The organism is Ferrovibrio sp., from assembly GCF_964218355.1.
Classification (GTDB): domain Bacteria; phylum Pseudomonadota; class Alphaproteobacteria; order Ferrovibrionales; family Ferrovibrionaceae; genus Ferrovibrio.
The window spans coordinates 267,162-284,456 of sequence record NZ_CAXPMC010000019.1 but is presented as its reverse complement, the minus strand read 5'-3'; the positions used below and the strand labels follow the sequence as shown (position 1 = coordinate 284,456).

Sequence of the window (17,295 nt, the reverse complement as noted above, 5' to 3'; positions counted from 1 at the left end):
CCTGCGCCGGCAAAAGACTGTACAGCCGGCGACGGTCTGCTAGTTTCCTCTATCTATCGGCAACATCGACAAAAACTATGGAGGAAACATGACGGGCGGCAGCTGCGATCTGAAGGGCAAGGTTGCATTGGTAACCGGCGGCAATGGCGGCATCGGGCTTGGCATGGCCGAGGGCCTCGCGGCGGCCGGCTGCGACCTCGTGATCTGGGGCGGCAATCCCGACAAGAATGCCGCCGCCGAGGCGAAGCTGAAGGCCCATGGCCGCCGCGTGCTGGTGCAGAAGGTCGATGTCGCAAACGAGCAGCAGGTCGAGGATGCTTTCGGCACCGCCCTCAAGAGCATGGGCCGCATTGATGGCTGCTTCGCCAATGCCGGGGTCAGCCAGAAACGGGCGGCCTTCCATGAACTCAGCACCGCGGAATGGCGCCGCGTGCTCTCGGTCAATCTCGACGGCGCCTTTTTCACCCTGCGCGCCGCCGCCCGCCACATGGTCGAACGCGCAAAGGATGGCGACAAGGCCGGCGGCCGGCTGGTCGGCATGGCCAGTACGGCATCCGTGCATGGCGCGGCCCGGGCCGAATCCTATGCCGCCAGCAAGGGCGCGATGGTCTCGGTGATCCGGGCTCTGGCGGTCGAGATGGCGCGCTATGGCATCACCGCCAATTCGATCCTGCCCGGCTGGATCGAGACCGAGATGACGGCAGGCGGCGTCGCCGATCCGAAATTCAGCGGCAATGTGCTGCCGCGCATCCCGCATCGCCGCTGGGGCCAGCCGGCCGACTTCGCCGGCATCGCCGTCTACCTGATGAGCGACGCCAGCAGCTATCACACCGGCGACAGCTTCCTGATCGACGGCGCCTACACGATTTTCTGAGCCCGCAGGGCCCGCATCTGCAGCCACTGCATGCGCACCACGCCGGCGAGGATGAGAATCCCGCCGGCGACCTGCTGCAGGGTCACCTGGCTGCCGAAGAACAGGGCCGCCACCAGCACCGAGAAAACCGGGGCCAGGCTGGTATACAATGTGGCGACCGGCACGCCGACATGGCTGACGCCGTAATTCCAGAACAGGATGGCCAGTCCCGCGCCGCCGATGCCGACCCAGGCCAGCATACCGATGGCCGGTGCCGGCGGCATCGCCTGCGGCAGCCGCAACGGGTCGAATACGGCCAGCATGGCAAACAGGCTGCAGATCAGCAGGCCGCCGGCAATGGAGGTCAGGCAGGTGATGCGCATCTGGCTCCAGCCATGCGGCGCCAGCCAGGTCTGCACCCGGATCGAGTACCAGCTCCAGCTGACCATGGCGAGCACCAGCAGGGCCTCGCCGACATAGCCATGGTCGCCGGCACTGCCGGCCCCGGGCCGCACCGCATCCAGCGCCACCAGCGACGCACCGATCACCGCCGCCACCGCCGCGGGCCAGAAGCCGCGCGCCAGCGGTACGCGCAGCATGGCGCGGGTCAGCAAAGCCGCCACCAGCGGGCCGCAGCTCATGGCGATGGCCGCCCGCACCGGCTCGGACAGCATGATCCCGATGGTGTAGAAAACCGAGAAGCAGGCCATGCCGCCGCCCAGCCGCAGCACCATGGCCACCGGCACCGGCGGCCGGAACGGCGAGGCGCGGTCGAACAGGAAGGCCATGCCGACCAGCAATGGCGCCGGGATCAGGTAGCGGATCGCCGAGACGAAGAACGGATCGAAATACCGGGTGGCCAGCGCATGGGTCATCGGAATCATGGCGCCCCACAGCAAAGCCGTGGCGACCAGACCCAGGGTGGCCAGCGGCCGGCCGCCGGCGGGTGCCGCATTCATGATGCCGGTCAGTCCTTCCGCGCCAGCCAGCGGTCGATATGGTCGATGCGGTCCGAACCCCAGAACATCTCGCCATCCACCACGAAGGTCGGCGTGCCGAAGGCCTGCAGCCGGCCGGCCTCGGCGGTGGCGTCGATCACCGCCTGCCGCGCCGCGCCATCCTCTGCCGCAGCCGCCAGCTCGCTGTCGGCGATGCCCTGCGCCTTCAGGATTCCGGCCAGCTGTTCCGGCTTCGCGATGTCCTTCCCCTCGCCCCAGTATTGCCGGAACACGGCCTTCGCGAAGGCGGCGGCCCTGGCCGGGTCCTGTGCCTTCAGCCGGTAAAACAGCAGGCGCGGAAGCTTGGCATCGGCGGGAAACGGGTCCGGATATTTCACGATCGGCAGACCGTGCAGCCGTGCCGAGCGCTCCCAGTCATGGGCCATGTAGTCCATCTTCGATTTCGGAAACGGCACCCGGTCCGGCATCGCCTTCCACAGATGTCCCAGCGACAGCGGCCGCCAGTCGACACTGCGGTCATGCTTCGCCGCAACGGCCTCGATCAGGTTGGCGCCGATATAGGCGTAGGGCGACGTGAAATCCCAGTAGAAGATGATCGGATCGGCCATCGGGAGGGTCCTCCTGTTTCTTGTTTTGCGGAGATGCGGCTTACCAGCCACCTTTTTCCAGCCAGCGATCCAGCATGTCGAGGCGGTCGGCGCCCCAGAAGGGCTCGCCGTCGGCGAAGGTGAAAGGCGAGCCGAACACCCCGCGCTTCTGGATCGCCTCTTCCGTCACCTCGCGCAGCTTCGCCTTGATCTCCGGACTCTCGATGCCGGCCAGAAAGCTCGCCTTGTCGATGCCAAGCCCGGCCGCGATGCCGGCCAGCTGTTCCGGCGACGAGATATCCTGTCCGTCGACGAAATAGGCGGCATAGACCGCCTTCATGAACGGAACAGCCTTTTCCGGCAGGATCTGCTTCAGCCAGTAGGCGCCGCGGCAGGCCGCCTGGGTCGGCAGCGGGAATTTTTCCGGCATGCTGAAGGCAATGCCATGTTCGCGGGCCGAGCGGTTGAAATCATGCACCGAATACTGGCCCTTCAGCGGATACTGGGTCAGCGGCTGGGTGCCGGCGACCTTGAACACGGCCCCCAGCAGCATCGGCCGCCAGTCGACGCTGCGGCCATGGCGGGCGGCGATGGCATCGATGCGCTGGGCCGCGATATAGCCGTAGGGCGACGAGAAGTCGAAATAGAATTCCAGCGGGGCGGCCATGACGGGGTCCTCCGGTTCTTATCGTTGCAATCAGTCTAGTCGAAGCCGAAGGCGCGGCGGAAGCCCCGCAGCACCGGATGCTCCTCCGGTTCCAGTTCGATGCCGACGGAGGTGATGCGGTCGTCGCGGATCTCGCGCACCACCAGTTCCACCGGACCGACACGCAGGCGATCGCCGACCACGGCGCGGTGGCGCAGGCGCCGGCGCACATAGGCGCCCACCGGCTCGTTGCGGTCCTTGTCGTCGACCGGGATGCCGTACATCACCGCCACCTCGCCCAGCAGGGTGTCGCCGGCCAGCACGAATTCGCCGAACACCTCCTCGCCGCGTTCCTTGCGCCGGCGCTGCGCGCGGGTCTGCCGGCGCGCGGTGAACAGCCGGTCGAGCGAGAAGAACTGCTCGGGCGGCGCCAGCACCAGCAGGTAATCGCCGGGCTCCATGCCTTCCAGCTTCTGGCGGTCCATCACCGTGCCGTCGCGGATCACCGAGATGATGCGGCAGCGTCGCGGCAGCGGCAGTTCGGCGAAACGGTAACCGAGCGCCGGGGCATCCGGTTCGACCCGGTAGCTGGCGATGTCGCGGTCGAGCGCCGAACCGAGGTCGATATCGGTCCGGTGCGCCGCCTCGGGCGGCGGCGGCAGTTCCAGCCCGAACAGCCGGGCCACCGGCCCGATGGTCCAGCCCTGCAGGGTCAGCGAGGCGACGACGCAGACAAAGGCCGCCGTGACGTAAGCCTCGGAATGCGGCACGCCGGCCAGTACCGGGATGGTGGCCAGGAAGATCGGCACGGCACCGCGCAGGCCGATCCAGGAAATGAAGCCGATCTCCCGCAGGGTATAGCGGAAGGGCAGCAGGCAGGCCGCCACCGCCACCGGCCGGGCCAGCAGGATCAGCACCGCGGCGATCACGCCGCTGCCCAGCATGTAGGGCTGCATGTCCTTCGGCGTCATCAGCAGGCCGAGCAGCAGGAACATGACGATCTGGCCGAGCCAGCTCAGCCCGTCGAAGAAGCGCAGGATCACCTGGGCGCCGCGATGCCGGCGGTTGCCCAGCACCAGCCCGGCCACATAGACCGCCACGAAGCCCGAGGCTTCGAGGAAATGCGCGCCGGAGAAAACCAGCAGCGCCGCGGCCATGGCAACGATGGGGTAGAGGCCGCCGGCCACCGGCACCCGGTTGAACAGGCCGACCAGCAGGAAGCCACCGGCCAGGCCGACCAGCAGGCCGCCCAGCATCTGCGCCACGAACAGGACGGCGAGATGGACCATATCCGGCGGCTGGCCGAGCCGCAGCAGTTCCACGCAGATCATGGTCAGGAAGATGGCCATCGGATCGTTGATGCCGGATTCGACCTCCAGCGTGCCGCTGACCCGCTTCTGCAATGCCATGCCCTTCACGTTCAGCAGGAAGAACACCGCCGCCGCATCGGTCGAACCGACGATGGAGCCGACCAGGAAGGATTCCAGCAATCCAAGGCCGAGCGCGAAATGCGCCGCCGCACCGACCACCGCCGCCGTGGCGACCACGCCCACGGTGGCCAGCACGAAGGCCGGCCCGGCCACCAGCCGCACGGTCGAGAAGTGGGTGCGCAGGCCGCCATCGAACAGGATGATGCCGAGCGCCGCCGAGCCGACGGCATAGGTCAGCTGGTAATCGCGGAAAACGATGCCGCCGGGGCCGTTCTCGCCGGCCAGGATGCCGAGCCCGAGGAAAACCAGCAGGAAGGGCACGCCGAAGCGGCTGGAGGCCGAGCCGGCAAAAATGCTGACCAGCACCAACAGAGACGCGATGAAAAGAATCTCGTTGGCCTGGTTCAAGCGGGTTCCCTAGGGTCGGATGGTCATGCTCCGGTCAGGGAGCGGCTGATGACGAGGCGCTGCACGTCGCTGGTGCCTTCGTAGATCTGGCAGACCCGGACATCGCGGTAGATGCGCTCGACCGGGAAATCGGCGAGATAGCCGTAGCCGCCGTGAATCTGGATGGCATCCGAGCATACGCGCTCGGCCATTTCGGAGGCAAACAGTTTGGCCATGCTGGCCTCTTTCAGGCAGGGCTGGCCGGCATCCTTCAGCCGGGCGGCATTCAGCACCAGCTGCCGGGCGGCCTCGATCCGGGTGGCCATGTCGGCCAGCCGGAAGCCCACCGCCTGGTGGTTGATGATGGCCGTGCCGAAAGCCTGGCGGTCGCCGGCATAGGCCAGAGCCGCCTCGAAGGCGGCCCGGGCCATCCCCACGGCCTGGGCGGCGATGCCGATGCGGCCGGATTCCAGATTGGCCAGCGCGATCCGGTAGCCCTCGCCCTCCCCGCCCAGCAGGGCATCGGCGTCGACCGCCATCTCCTCGAAGACGATCTGGCAGGTATCCGAGCATTTCTGGCCGAGTTTCTTCTCGATGCTGGCCACCCGGAAGCCGGGCGTGTCGGTCGGGACCACGAAACAGGAAATCCCGCGCTTGCCCTGCCCCGGATCGGTAACGGCAAAGACCAGGGCGGCCTTCGCGATCGAACCGGAGGTAATGAACTGCTTCACGCCGCTGATCACCCAGCGGTCGCCGTCGCGGCTGGCCCGCGTCTTCAGCGCCGAGGCATCGGAGCCGGCCTGCGGCTCGGTTAGGCAGAAGGCGCCGATCCATTCGCCGCGTGCCAGCGGCTTCAGATACCGTTCCTTCTGCGCCGCACTGCCGTAGCGCAGCAGGGCTGCGCATACAGGAGAGTTGTTGACGGACATGATCGTGCTGACGGCACCATCGGCCGCCGCGATCTCTTCCAGCGCCAGCACATAGGCGACGAAATCGGCGCCGGCGCCGCCCCATTCCTCTGGCACGCCCATGCCCAGCAGGCCGAGCCCGCCCATCTCGGCCAGCAGGTCGCGCGGCGGCTCGCCGCTGCGGTCGCGCTCGGCCGCGCCCGGCGCCAGCCGCTCGCGGGCGAAATCCCGCGCCATGTCGCGGACCATCTGCTGTTCTTCGGTCAGCATGGGTTCCCTTCCCTCAATGCCGGTCAGGTCCGGCGGCGGGCCGTCACTTCGATTTCGATTTTCATCTTCGGATCGATCAGCCGGCAGACCAGCGCCGTCGCCGCCGGCCGGGCCGTGGCGAAATGCCGGCCGCAGACCGGTGCGATCCGCTCAAACCAGGCGGGCTCGGTCAGGTAGTAATGCACCCGCACCACGTCATCGAGGCTGCAGCCGGCCTGCTGCAGGGCGGCGGCGATGTTGCGGAACGTCTGCTCGGTCTGCGCCACCACATCCTCGGCGATGGTCATCGACGCATAATCGTATCCGGTGGTGCCGGAGACATGCACCCAGTCGCCATCGACCACGGCGCGGGAATATCCCATCGCCTCTTCAAAGGGCGACCCGGACGATATCAAACGACGTTCTGCCACCATTCCCTCCGTTATTTCGGCGCCGACATTTTCAGATTGGCCGCCACCGCCGCGGCCGCCTCGGGCGGCAGCGGCTGGCCGGCAGCGACGCAGTAGACGGCGTCCATCCGCAGGCTGCCCTCGGTCAGCGGTTCGTCGGTGCGTGCGGGCTTGCCATTCGGCGCCGCATAAAGCCCCAGCACCATGCATTGCCGCGGTCCCAGTTCGAAGCGGCGCGACAGGCCGATGCCGGCGCCGGTGCCGAGCCGGCGGTCCTTGTCGTCCAGCGCCTTCGGCACCGGTGCTTCCAGCCCCTTCAGCACGGCGGTCGCGAATTTCATCAGGTCGACCGGCCCGCTGAGGTAATGGTCGTCATCCGTCAGGTCGCGCAGCACGGCGATGGCGAAGGTGCCGGCCGGCTTCTGCGCCTTCCACAGATAGCGCTCCAGCCGGTAGCCGAGCGGTGCGGTGAAGCTTTCGGCCATCTGCGGCATGTCGCTCAGTCCGGCGGCGGCCCAGCCGATCCGCCGCTGCGGCGGTTCGATCTCGGTCCAGCGCGCGGCATCGTCTGCATGCGCGGCCGTGCCGGCGATCAGACAGGACAGGGCGGCAATGACACAGGCACGGCGGACAGACACAGGATGCAACCCTCTCACTTGGTTTCTTCAAAAATCTCGCGGCCGATCAGCATACGCCGGATTTCCGACGTGCCGGCACCGATCTCGTACAGCTTGGCGTCGCGCAGCAGGCGGCCGGTCGGGTAGTCGTTGATATAGCCGTTGCCGCCGAGGATCTGGATCGCATCCAGCGCCAGCTTGGTCGCCTTCTCGGCCGCGAAGAGAATGGCGCCCGCGGCATCCTTGCGGGTGGTCTGGCCGCGGTCGCAGGCCTTCGCCACCGTATAGACATAGGCGCGGGCCGCATTCATCTCGGTATACATGTCGGCGACCTTGCCCTGGATCAGCTGGAAGCTGCCGATCGGCTGGCCGAACTGCTTGCGCTCGTGCACATAGGGCAGCACGACATCCATCGCCGCCTGCATGATGCCGAGCGGACCGGCAGCCAGAACGGCACGTTCGTAATCGAGGCCGCTCATCAGCACATTGACGCCACGGCCGACCTGGCCCAGCACATTCTCTTCAGGGATTTCACAATCCTGGAACACCAGCTCGCCGGTATCCGAGCCGCGCATGCCGAGCTTGTCGAGCTTCTGCGCGGTCGAGAAGCCCTTGAAACCCTTCTCGACCAGAAACGCCGTGATGCCGCGCGGACCGGCCGCCGGATCGGTCTTGGCATAGACCACCAGCACGTCGGCAGTCGGGCCGTTGGTGATCCACATCTTGTTGCCGTTGAGGATGTAGCGGTCGCCCTTCCTGTCGGCACGCAGCTTCATCGACACGACATCCGACCCGGCATTGGGCTCGCTCATCGCCAGGGCGCCGAGATGCTCACCGCTGATCAGCTTCGGCAGGTACTTCTTCTTCTGGGCCTCGCTGCCGTTGCGGCGCAGCTGGTTGACGCAGAGATTGGAATGGGCGCCGTAGGACAGGCCGACCGAGGCCGATCCGCGGCTGACTTCCTCCATCGCCACGCAATGCTCGAGATAGCCGAGGCCGGAGCCGCCGTATTCTTCCTCCACGGTGATGCCGTGCAGGCCGAGATCGCCCAGCTTCGTCCACAGGTCGCGTGGAAACTCGTTGGTCCGGTCGATGGCATCGGCGCGCGGCGCCAGTTCGGCATCGACGAAGCCGCGCACGGACTGGCGCAGCATGTCGGCGGTTTCCCCGAGGCCGAAATCGAGTGTCGGATAGGAATTGGAAATCATGGCGAGACCCTTTGCGGAATCGGTGGCGGGATATTAGCGGATCGCCCCCCGGCCTGCATCCCGGGGGCGGATGGCATCAGCGCGGCGTATCGGCCCGCCCATGCAGGCAGATCATGGTGGCGAGGCCGGTGGCGCAGTGGGTTTCCGCGCCGTCCACCCAGGAGAACACGTCGAGGCTGCAGATGGTCAGGGTACGGCCATGCCTCGTGACCCGGCTGCGGGCGACGAGACGGTCGCCGGCAGCCGGCGCCATCAGGTTCAGCTTGTACTCGACGGTCATCACCGTGGAATCGGCGGGAAACAGGCTGTACGCGGCATAACCGGCGGCGCTGTCGGCGATCATCCCCACCACGCCGCCATGGATCAGGCCATGCTGCTGGGTGATCTCGGCGCGCCGCGGCAGTTCGATCTCGCAATGGCCGGGGGCCACCAGGCTGAGCCGCGCCCCGATCAGGTGCATGGCCGGCTGACGGTTGAAGCTGTCGCGGACCCGGGCTTCGAAACCGGGGTCGCTGGGGCGGAATTCCGGCAGGGCGGTCATGCGGCGACCTTTCTGGGCGGTTCGGGCGAGATGCCGAAGGTATCGGCGATCCGGGCGACGAAATCCGCCGGAAAAGCCCGGGACCGGCGCTGCACGAGATCGATGCAGACCCCGGTCAGCCGCGCCGACATGGCCAGCTTCTCGTCGCCGATCCGGATCAGCCGGTGCCGGAACACGATCTTGCGTTCGGCAATGCTCTCCACGGTGCTCTCCATCCGCACCATATCGCCGCCGCGCAGTTCCGCCTGATAGTCGATTTCCATGCGAACGGCGGCCGTGCCGATCTGCTCGGCCTCCACCCTTTCGCGGGTCATGCCGTGCAGGGCACCGATGGCAAAGGCGGCATCGCCGAGCCAGCCCGCGTAAAAACTAACATTCACATGGCCCAGATGATCGCACTGCCAGGCCTGGGTCATCAGGCGCAGGGTTTCGATATAGCGGTCGGTCATGGCCGCCTCCTCCGGTCGTTTCCTCTCCTGCCCTGATACCGCGGCCCGATGAATAGAGAAAATCAATTGTTTTTATGATCCGGATAGGGTTTTTCTATGCCATGAACCTGACCCTGATCCGCTATTTCATGGCGGTGGCCGAAACCGGCAGCTTTACCCGGGGGGCCGAGCGCGCCAACGTGACCCAGCCCACCCTGTCGGCCGGCATCCGCCGCCTCGAGGACTCCCTGGGCGTGACCCTGTTCGAGCGCGGCCGCACCGCCCAGCTGACCCCGGCCGGCGCCCGGTTCATGCCGCGGGCCCGGCTGCTGCTGCAGGAATGGACCGCCGCGCGGCGGGAATTGCGGCAGGCCAGGCCGTCGCGCCAGCGCCTGCGGCTGGGCTACAGCCCCGGCCTGCCACCCCAGCGGCTGGCCGCCCTGCTGGGCGGCTTCGCCGCCGCACACCCGGATGTGGCGCTGGAAACCCTGGAGGCCCCGGCCGCCACACTGAGCCGGCGGCTGGATACCGGCCGCATCGAGGCCGCCATCCAGCCGCTGGAGGCCGAACGCGAGGACAACCTGCTGGTGCTGTTCCGCCAGCGTTACCTGCTGGCCGTGCCGCCCCGGCATCCCCTGGCCCACCGCAACACCGCGCGGGTCGCCGACCTGCAGGATCTGCCTTTCGTGATCCGGCCGCAGGCCGAGATCATGCCGGCCGCCGAGAAGCTGTTCGCCGCCCAGAATGTGCGGCCGCGCATCGTCGGGCGCGCCGAGAGCGATGCCGGCCTGCTCGGGCTTGTGGAAGCCGGGCTCGGCGTGGCGATCCTACCGCACTGGCTGGATGGCGGCGGCATCGCCACCCTCTCGCTGCCGGAACTGCGCGAGGTGCACCGCATCGGCCTGGTCTGGCGCAATGGCGAGGATGCAGCCGTCGCGCAGCTGCGCAGCTTTGCGGCCGGTCATGACTGGGATGCCGCAACGCGGCAGCCCGTCATCGGTCACTGAGCGGCGGTCATATCCGCAGGACCGTTACGTCCGCAGCCACTGCCCCATCACGCCATCGGCATGATCCTGCGCATCAACCACCGCCACCGCACTCATGTTGACGAGGCCGCGGACGGTGACATTGCGCGACACGATATGGGCCGACTTGCCGGCGCCCATCAGGATCGGGCCGACATAGAAGCCCTGCTCCATCTGCCGCACCAGGTTGGCCGCGATATTGGCCGCATCCAGGTTGGGCATGACCAGCAGGTTGGCAACGCCCTTCAGGTTGCTGTCGGGCATCAGCTTCTCGCGGATCGATTCCGAGACGGCGGCATCGGCCTTCATCTCGCCCTCGATCTCGATATCCGGCAGCATGTCCTGCAGCTTCTGCACGGCTTCGCGCATCTTGCGGGCCGAAGGCGCCGAGGACGACCCGAAGTTGGAATGCGACAGCAGGGCGATTTTCGGCGTCAGGCCGAAGCGGCGCACTTCCTCGGCTGCCAGCCGCGCGATGGCGACGATCTCGTCGGGCGTCGGGTCGAGATTGACGTTGCTGTCGGCGATGAACAGCATGCCCTGCGGCAGCACCAGCAGCTGCATGGCCGCCGGCAGCTGGGCGCCGGGCCGCAGGCCCAGCACGTCGACGATATGCGGCAGGTGCTGGTCATACTGGCCGATGGCGCCGCACAGCATGGCATCCGCCTCGCCGCGCTGCACCGCCATGGCGGCGATCACCGTTGGGTTGGTGCGGATGATGGTGCGGGCATCGTCGGGGGCCACGCCCTTGCGCTTCATCAGCGCCAGATAGCCGGTCCAGTATTCGTTGTAGCGGTCGTCCTTCTCCGGATCGACCAGCTCGATATTGCTGCCGATCTTCAGGCGCAGGCCGAGCCGTTCGATGCGGCTTTCGACCACCGACCGGCGGCCGATCAGGGTCGGCTGGGCCAGTTTTTCGTCCAGCACGATCTGGGCGGCGCGCAGCACGCGCTCGTCCTCGCCCTCGGCATAGATCAGCCGCATCGGCCGGCGCTTGGCGCGCTCCATAGTCGGCCGCATCACCAGGCCGGTGCGGTAGACGAACCGCTCCAGCCCGTGCCGATAGGCATCCATGTCGGCGATCGGCCGGCTGGCGACGCCGCTGTCCATGGCCGCCTGGGCCACGGCCGGCGCGATATGCAGGATCAGGCGGGGATCGAACGGTTTCGGGATGAAATATTCCGGCCCGAAGCTGAGCTGCTCGTCGGCGCCATAGGCGCGGGCGACGATGTCGGAAATCTCGGCCGTGGCCAGGTCGGCGATGGCGCGCACCGCCGCCAGTTCCATCTCGGTGTTGATGGTGGTGGCCCCCACATCCAGCGCGCCGCGGAACAGGAACGGGAAGCACAGCACGTTGTTGACCTGGTTCGGATAATCCGACCGGCCGGTGGCGATCACGGCGTCCGGCCGCGCCTGCTTGGCCAGTTCCGGCAGGATTTCCGGCGACGGATTGGCCAGCGCCAGGATCAGCGGCTTCGGCCCCATCGCCGCCACCATGTCCGGCTTCAGCACATTGGCCGCCGACAGGCCGAGGAACACGTCGGCCCCGGCAATCGCATCGCCCAGCGTGCGGTGATTGGTCGGCCGCGCATAGCGGGCCTTGAAATCGTCCATCTGCTCGGTGCGGCCCTCATAGACCACCCCGGCGATGTCGGTGACGACGATATTCTCCTTCTTCACGCCCAGCGCGACCAGCAGGTCGAGGCAGGCCAGCGCGGCGGCGCCGGCGCCGGAGGCCACCAGGCGGACCTCGTCGATCTTCTTGCCCACCACCCGCAGGCCGTTGAGGATCGCCGCCGCCACGGTGATCGCGGTGCCATGCTGGTCGTCGTGGAAGACCGGAATCTTCATCTTCTGGCGCAGGGCGCCTTCGACGATGAAGCATTCCGGCGCCTTGATGTCTTCCAGATTGATGCCGCCGAAGGTCGGTTCCAGCGCGGCGATGATGTCGACCAGCCTGGCCGGGTCGGTCTCGTTGATCTCGATGTCGAAGACATCGATGCCGGCGAATTTCTTGAACAGGACCGCCTTGCCCTCCATCACCGGCTTGGCGGCCAGCGGACCGATATTGCCCAGCCCCAGCACGGCGGTGCCGTTGGAGATGACCGCCACGAGGTTGCCGCGGCCGGTCAGCTCGGCGGCCTGGGCCGGATCCTCGACGATGGCGGTGCAGGCGGCGGCCACGCCCGGGCTGTAGGCCAGCGCCAGGTCGCGCTGGGTGCCGAGCGGCTTGGTGGGGGTGATCTCCAGCTTCCCGGGCTTCGGCAGCCGGTGGTATTCCAGCGCCGCGCGGTCGAGATCGTTTTTCATCGGATAGGGCTCTTCAGGAATCGTGATGGAAAATCAGGGTCCGGGCGCAGTATGCCGCAAAGCTGCCGTAACGGCAGCCTCGGGAGGGTCATAAATTGCAGGATCCTGGTCAGGTTTCCGCCCGGAAGGGAGAGGCGCCCGGCGGGGATGGTGCGGTCGAAAAGACTCGAACTTTCACGGCCTTTCGGCCACAGCGACCTCAACGCTGCGCGTCTACCAATTCCGCCACGACCGCATATCGGGCGACGCGGGGGAATAGCAAATCCCCGCGCCCGGTTCAAGGCCGGGCAAGGGTTAATCGTCCGACATCGTGTCGGTGATGGAGATCGCAACCTTTTCGCCGGAAATGACGATTTCGCCCCGGGCGATCAGCTTGTTGTTGGCGAAGATCCAGGCATGGTCGTCGACGCTGGCATCCAGTTCGATGACGGCGCCGCGGCCGACCTTCAGCACCTGGTGGATCGGCATCGTCGCCTTGCCGAGAACCACGGAAATCTCAACCGAGACATCGTTGACAGCCGTGTTGGTGGCCATGCCGCACCTTCCTTCCGCATGCCTGGGGCGTTAAATAGCCGGGTCAAGGTTAGCACAGGGTTAAGCCCGAGGTCGCCCAGAGATGTCCGCCCTGCCCGTCATCGAGGAAACACTGCCTGCCCCGGTCGAGGTCCTGGAAACCCCGGCCGGCCCTGTGGAATGGCTGGTCAGCGATTCCCCGGTGCCCTACGCGGCCGCGCTGGCGGCGATGGAAGCGCGGGTGGCCGGCATCCATGACGGCCGGGCCCGCGAGGCGATCTGGCTGCTGGAGCATCCGGCCCTGTACACGGCCGGCACCTCGGCCCGGGACGGCGACCTGCTGGACCCGCGCTTTCCGGTCTTCCGGACCGGCCGGGGCGGTCAGTATACGTATCATGGTCCCGGCCAGCGCATCGCCTACCTGATGCTCGACCTCAACCGGCGCGGCAGGGATGTCCGTGCCTTCGTCTGCCGCATGGAGGACTGGGTCATCGCCGCCCTGGCCAGCTTCGGCATCCGCGGCGTGATCCGCGACGGCCGGGTCGGGGTCTGGGTCGACCGCAGCGCCAGCCAGGGACCGGGCCGCGAGGACAAGATCGCCGCCATCGGGGTCCGGGTCCGCCGCTGGGTCACCTTCCACGGGCTCAGCTTCAACGTGGAGCCGGACCTGACCCATTACGATGGCATCGTCGCCTGCGGCATCCGGCAGTCGGAAACCGAACCCTTCGGCGTCACCTCGCTGGTCGATCTCGGCATCCCCGCCACCCTGCCCGATGTCGATGCCGCCCTGCGCGAGGCCGTCGGCCCCGCCCTGCTTGACCGGCTGGGAACGGGGCATTGCCAGCAGGACTGATCCAGAGGATCAGGAATTCATACTAACCATATATATTGTAATTACTTTATCTTTCTCTTTGCCGCCCTTTTCTGCTGGCGGCTCAGCCCGGCATCGGATTCGGCCGCCGGCCGACCTGACGTGAATTTTCCAGCAATGTAAAACACATAAACGGCTGTAAAGCCGATCAGAACGCCGCCGCCGATCCAGGCATCGCCGGTTGCCCACCAGGCCAGTCCGCCAAACCCGAGCGAGCCGGCATAGCAGATTGCCCACTGCCGGAATGTAAGCTTCATTTTCTCTTTTTTTTCAGCCATTTGTGTCAGATTTCAAACCTTCTCTGGAAACTTGGGCTGGTTACCCCCGGCCGCCACCCGGCCGTGCGATCCTTTCGTGACCGCTGGTGACCATTCCTGACCGCCAGTGACCGCTGCGGTTCGTTTCTGACCGCTGGTGACCGCTGATGACCGTTCCGGACCGCTGGTGACCGCTGGTGACCGCTGGTGACCGTTCCGGTCCGCTCGTGACCGCTGCGGCTTATTTCACCTTCCGGGTGTATAGACTCCCTTTTCAGCACACCTTTCATAGTCGAGCCCAATGCCCGATGGGCCTGGCCCTGCCCGCCGGCCGCACATCGCCGTGTCTCCATGCCAGCGTGAACATATAGGGCACACGCCCGGCCGGTCAAGCGGCCGCCGGCATCGCTGGTCCGCAGGGCTGTCATACGGTCTCGGTCTGCTCGAATGCCGTGGCCCTGGCCGCCAGCTCGGCCTCCTCCGGGGTGACCGGTGCCGGCTCCACCGCCGTCACCATGGCCGCGGGCGGCCCGCCGGCCAGTTCCCTTTCAAGGACATCGAGGATTTCCCTGTCGCCATAGGCGACCACCTCGACCCGGCCGTCGCGGCGGTTGCGCACCCAGCCGACCAGCCTGTGATGCCGGGCGCGGCCGACCACCCAGTAGCGGAAGCCAACCCCCTGGACGCGGCCGGTCACAAAGTAGCGGCTGGTCATTTTCGTGGGGTTCTTCGCCATGGGCAAAAGCTTACCGGCCCGGTCGCCCGGATTCCAGCCCGCGCCGCCCCCGCCAGTGCTGGCCCTGCCTGTGCCGCGCTGCCCGGGCCTCCCGGCGGACGCCGCCGGCAGACCGGCAGCGGAGACTTAAGGTGGGTTGTCTTCCGCGCTCCGCAATTTAAATTAGCATACAACTGGGGGACTACTACAAAGGGGGCGGCCATGATCCGTTGGCGTGTCGGAACCAAGATCATCAGCATCGGGGTCATCGTCCTGGTTGCTTTCGTGGCGATCACCGCCTTCTACACGGTGGTGAACCGGAAAGTGGACGTGCTCAATGCCGCCGACGAGGAAGCCACCTTCCATGTCGAAAAAACCTCGATCACCCGGGACGCCTTCCTGAAGGCCCGGATCGCGGAACGCAGCTTCAACGAGAACCCGGACGAAGCGACCGCCCGCATCGCCCGCGACCATACCGCCCTCGCCCGCCAGACCCTGGCCGCAATGGCGGCAAAGACGGTCCAGCCCGACGAGAAAACCGAGGTCGCCACGGCCATCGCCGCGCTGGAAGCCTATGGCCGCCAGTTCGACTCCCTGCAGACCCTGTGGGAGAAGCTGGGTTACGACGAGAACAAGGGGCTGCAGGGATCGCTGCGCAAATCGGTGCATGGCATCGAGACCGGCCTGAAGGATGCCGGCGCGGACCCGGCCCTGCTGTCGCAGATGCTGACGCTGCGCCGCCACGAGAAGGATTTCATCCTGCGCCGGTCGCGCAGCTATCTGGAGCGTTTCGACAAGACCGTCGACGAGTTCCGCAGCGCCCTGACCACCGCCGGCCAGCAGAACCTGCTGCCCATGCTGGACTCCTACCAGAAGGATTTCACCGCCCTGGTCGAGGGCACCCTGACCGTCAATGCCGCCAATGCCGCCCTGGAAAAGGCCGCCGCCGGTTTCCTGCCGCTGATCGATGCCCTGTTCCGGCGCAATCTCGATGAAATGAACGCGGCGAAAACCGCCGCCGCCGAGATGCGGGCCTTCGCCACCATGAGTTCCACCATCGGCCTGCTGGCGGTGGCCATTTTCAGCCTGCTGGTCGCCTATGCCGTCGGCCGCAGCATCGGCCGCCCGCTGGCCTACATGACCGACGTGATGACGGCCCTTGCCGGCGGCGACCTCAGCAAGGAGGTGCCGGAGATGAAACGCTCCGACGAGGTCGCCGACATGGCCAGGGCCTTGCGGGTGTTCAAGACCAATGCCGTCGAAAAGGCCAGGCTGGACACGGCCGAACGCACCCGGCTGGAAACCGAACAGCGCGCGGCGGCAGAAGCCCGCGAGCGCGATGCCCGGATCAGCCGCCAGATCGCCGAATTCTGTGCGGCGGTGGGCGGTGGCCGGCTGGACGAGCGCATTGCCACGGACGGCCTGCAGGGCGTGTTCCGCGATCTGGCCGGCCAGATGAACGGCCTTGCCGCCACCCTGCAGGGCATGGCGGGCGAGCTGGCCAAGGTGATGGGGGCGATGGTCGAGGGCGACCTGACCCACCGGGTGACCGGAAATTACGAGGGCGTCTTCGGTGACCTGAAATCCAGTTCCAACCGCATGGGCGAAACCCTGCGCGACTTCGCCCAGCGCCTGTCGCAGAATGCCGAAGCCGTGAAGGCCGCCTCGGCGGAAATCTCCTCCGGCAGCCAGGACCTGGCCCAGCGCACGGAATCGCAGGCCGCCTCGATCGAGGAAACGGCGGCATCCATGCACGAGATCACCACAACCGTGAAACACAATGCCGACAATGCCCAGGCGGCCAACCAGCTGGCCGGCACCGCGCGACAGACGGCCGAAAAGGGCGGCGCCGTCACCGCCGATGCCGTCGCCGCGGTGCGCCGGATCGAGGAAAGCGCGCAGAAGATCGCCGACATCGTCGGCCTGATCGACGAGATCGCCTTCCAGACCAACCTGCTGGCGCTGAACGCTTCGGTGGAAGCTGCGCGTGCGGGCGAAGCCGGCAAGGGCTTCGCCGTCGTCGCGCAGGAGGTGCGGGCTCTGGCGCAGCGTTCGGCCAATGCGTCGAAGGACATCAAGGCGCTGATCACCGAATCCAGCGGCCAGGTGAAGACCGGGGCCAGCCTTGTCGATCAGACCGGCGCCGCGCTGGAAGATATTGTCGAGGCCATCAAGAAGGTCAGCGACATCGTCGCCGAGATTGCCGCGGCCAGCCGCGAGCAGGCGACCGGGCTCGACCAGATCAACACCGCCGTCAGCAGCATGGACGAGATGACCCAGCGCAACGGTGCGCTGGTGGAGGAGACCTCGGCCTCGGCCCAGGCACTGGCCAACCAGGCGGCCGATCTCGCCCGGCTGGTCAGCTTCTTCCGCAGCTGATC

Annotated in this window: 18 protein-coding genes and 1 tRNA gene; 4 read left to right on the top strand and 15 right to left on the bottom strand. The window is 66.9% G+C overall.

Annotation, left to right across the window (positions count from 1 at the left end; all coding sequences use genetic code 11):
- The first annotated feature begins 88 nt into the window (after positions 1-88).
- Positions 89-874, top strand: a complete 786-nt coding sequence (locus tag ACEQZY_RS13980; protein WP_370155258.1) for an SDR family NAD(P)-dependent oxidoreductase — start codon at positions 89-91, stop codon at positions 872-874.
- Here ACEQZY_RS13980 and ACEQZY_RS13975 read toward each other — a convergent pair.
- From ACEQZY_RS13975 to ACEQZY_RS13930, 10 genes are all read right to left on the bottom strand, one after another.
- Positions 859-1,812: a DMT family transporter gene (locus ACEQZY_RS13975; protein WP_370155256.1), complete on the bottom strand. Its 954-nt coding sequence runs from the start codon at positions 1,810-1,812 to the stop codon at positions 859-861. The genes ACEQZY_RS13980 and ACEQZY_RS13975 overlap by 16 nt on opposite strands.
- 8 nt (positions 1,813-1,820) lie before the next feature.
- Positions 1,821-2,420 (bottom strand): DsbA family protein, encoded by a 600-nt coding sequence (locus ACEQZY_RS13970; protein ID WP_341704099.1) that lies wholly within the window; start codon positions 2,418-2,420, stop codon positions 1,821-1,823.
- Positions 2,421-2,460: 40 nt separating this feature from the next.
- Positions 2,461-3,066: a 2-hydroxychromene-2-carboxylate isomerase gene (locus tag ACEQZY_RS13965; protein WP_341704100.1), complete on the bottom strand. Its 606-nt coding sequence runs from the start codon at positions 3,064-3,066 to the stop codon at positions 2,461-2,463.
- A 35-nt stretch (positions 3,067-3,101) separates the two neighbouring features.
- Positions 3,102-4,883 (bottom strand): potassium/proton antiporter, encoded by a 1,782-nt coding sequence (locus ACEQZY_RS13960; RefSeq protein ID WP_341704101.1) that lies wholly within the window; start codon positions 4,881-4,883, stop codon positions 3,102-3,104.
- A gap of 23 nt (positions 4,884-4,906) precedes the next feature.
- On the bottom strand, positions 4,907-6,040 hold the full coding sequence (locus ACEQZY_RS13955; RefSeq protein WP_370155252.1) for an acyl-CoA dehydrogenase family protein: 1,134 nt from the start codon (positions 6,038-6,040) through the stop codon (positions 4,907-4,909).
- A gap of 23 nt (positions 6,041-6,063) precedes the next feature.
- Positions 6,064-6,402, bottom strand: coding sequence for a RidA family protein (locus ACEQZY_RS13950; protein ID WP_370155250.1), 339 nt, complete (start codon positions 6,400-6,402; stop codon positions 6,064-6,066).
- A 59-nt stretch (positions 6,403-6,461) separates the two neighbouring features.
- Positions 6,462-7,067, bottom strand: coding sequence for a hypothetical protein (locus ACEQZY_RS13945; RefSeq protein ID WP_341705531.1), 606 nt, complete (start codon positions 7,065-7,067; stop codon positions 6,462-6,464).
- A 14-nt stretch (positions 7,068-7,081) separates the two neighbouring features.
- Positions 7,082-8,254 (bottom strand): isovaleryl-CoA dehydrogenase, encoded by a 1,173-nt coding sequence (locus tag ACEQZY_RS13940; RefSeq protein WP_370155248.1) that lies wholly within the window; start codon positions 8,252-8,254, stop codon positions 7,082-7,084.
- Between the two features lie 76 nt (positions 8,255-8,330).
- Complete coding sequence (locus ACEQZY_RS13935) at positions 8,331-8,795, bottom strand: PaaI family thioesterase (RefSeq protein ID WP_341705529.1); 465 nt, start codon at positions 8,793-8,795, stop codon at positions 8,331-8,333.
- On the bottom strand, positions 8,792-9,244 hold the full coding sequence (locus tag ACEQZY_RS13930) for a thioesterase family protein (protein WP_341705528.1): 453 nt from the start codon (positions 9,242-9,244) through the stop codon (positions 8,792-8,794). The genes ACEQZY_RS13935 and ACEQZY_RS13930 overlap by 4 nt, the downstream gene beginning before the upstream one ends.
- Positions 9,245-9,345: 101 nt before the next feature.
- On the opposite strand from ACEQZY_RS13930, the gene ACEQZY_RS13925 reads away from it, so the two are divergent.
- Positions 9,346-10,230 (top strand): LysR family transcriptional regulator, encoded by an 885-nt coding sequence (locus ACEQZY_RS13925; RefSeq protein ID WP_370155246.1) that lies wholly within the window; start codon positions 9,346-9,348, stop codon positions 10,228-10,230.
- Positions 10,231-10,254: 24 nt separating this feature from the next.
- On the opposite strand, the gene ACEQZY_RS13920 is transcribed toward ACEQZY_RS13925, so the two are convergent.
- The 3 genes from ACEQZY_RS13920 to ACEQZY_RS13910 form a co-directional block, all read right to left on the bottom strand.
- The gene (locus ACEQZY_RS13920; protein WP_341704802.1) at positions 10,255-12,558 is read right to left on the bottom strand and encodes an NADP-dependent malic enzyme; all 2,304 of its coding nucleotides are present in this window, start codon (positions 12,556-12,558) and stop codon (positions 10,255-10,257) included.
- Positions 12,559-12,706: 148 nt separating this feature from the next.
- Positions 12,707-12,793, bottom strand: a tRNA-Leu gene (locus tag ACEQZY_RS13915).
- 59 nt (positions 12,794-12,852) lie between these two features.
- Positions 12,853-13,092 (bottom strand): FliM/FliN family flagellar motor switch protein, encoded by a 240-nt coding sequence (locus tag ACEQZY_RS13910; protein ID WP_341704803.1) that lies wholly within the window; start codon positions 13,090-13,092, stop codon positions 12,853-12,855.
- Between the two features lie 82 nt (positions 13,093-13,174).
- Here ACEQZY_RS13910 and lipB point away from each other — a divergent pair, with 82 nt between their 5' ends.
- Positions 13,175-13,924, top strand: a complete 750-nt coding sequence (lipB, locus tag ACEQZY_RS13905) for a lipoyl(octanoyl) transferase LipB (RefSeq protein ID WP_341704804.1) — start codon at positions 13,175-13,177, stop codon at positions 13,922-13,924.
- Between the two features lie 41 nt (positions 13,925-13,965).
- Here lipB and ACEQZY_RS13900 read toward each other — a convergent pair whose 3' ends face one another.
- The gene (locus ACEQZY_RS13900) at positions 13,966-14,220 is read right to left on the bottom strand and encodes a hypothetical protein (RefSeq protein ID WP_370155243.1); all 255 of its coding nucleotides are present in this window, start codon (positions 14,218-14,220) and stop codon (positions 13,966-13,968) included.
- A 403-nt stretch (positions 14,221-14,623) separates the two neighbouring features.
- Positions 14,624-14,935: an acylphosphatase gene (locus ACEQZY_RS13895; protein WP_370155241.1), complete on the bottom strand. Its 312-nt coding sequence runs from the start codon at positions 14,933-14,935 to the stop codon at positions 14,624-14,626.
- 201 nt (positions 14,936-15,136) lie between these two features.
- Between ACEQZY_RS13895 and ACEQZY_RS13890 the strand changes: the two genes are divergently transcribed.
- On the top strand, positions 15,137-17,293 hold the full coding sequence (locus ACEQZY_RS13890) for a methyl-accepting chemotaxis protein (protein ID WP_370155239.1): 2,157 nt from the start codon (positions 15,137-15,139) through the stop codon (positions 17,291-17,293).
- Positions 17,294-17,295 lie beyond the last annotated feature (2 nt).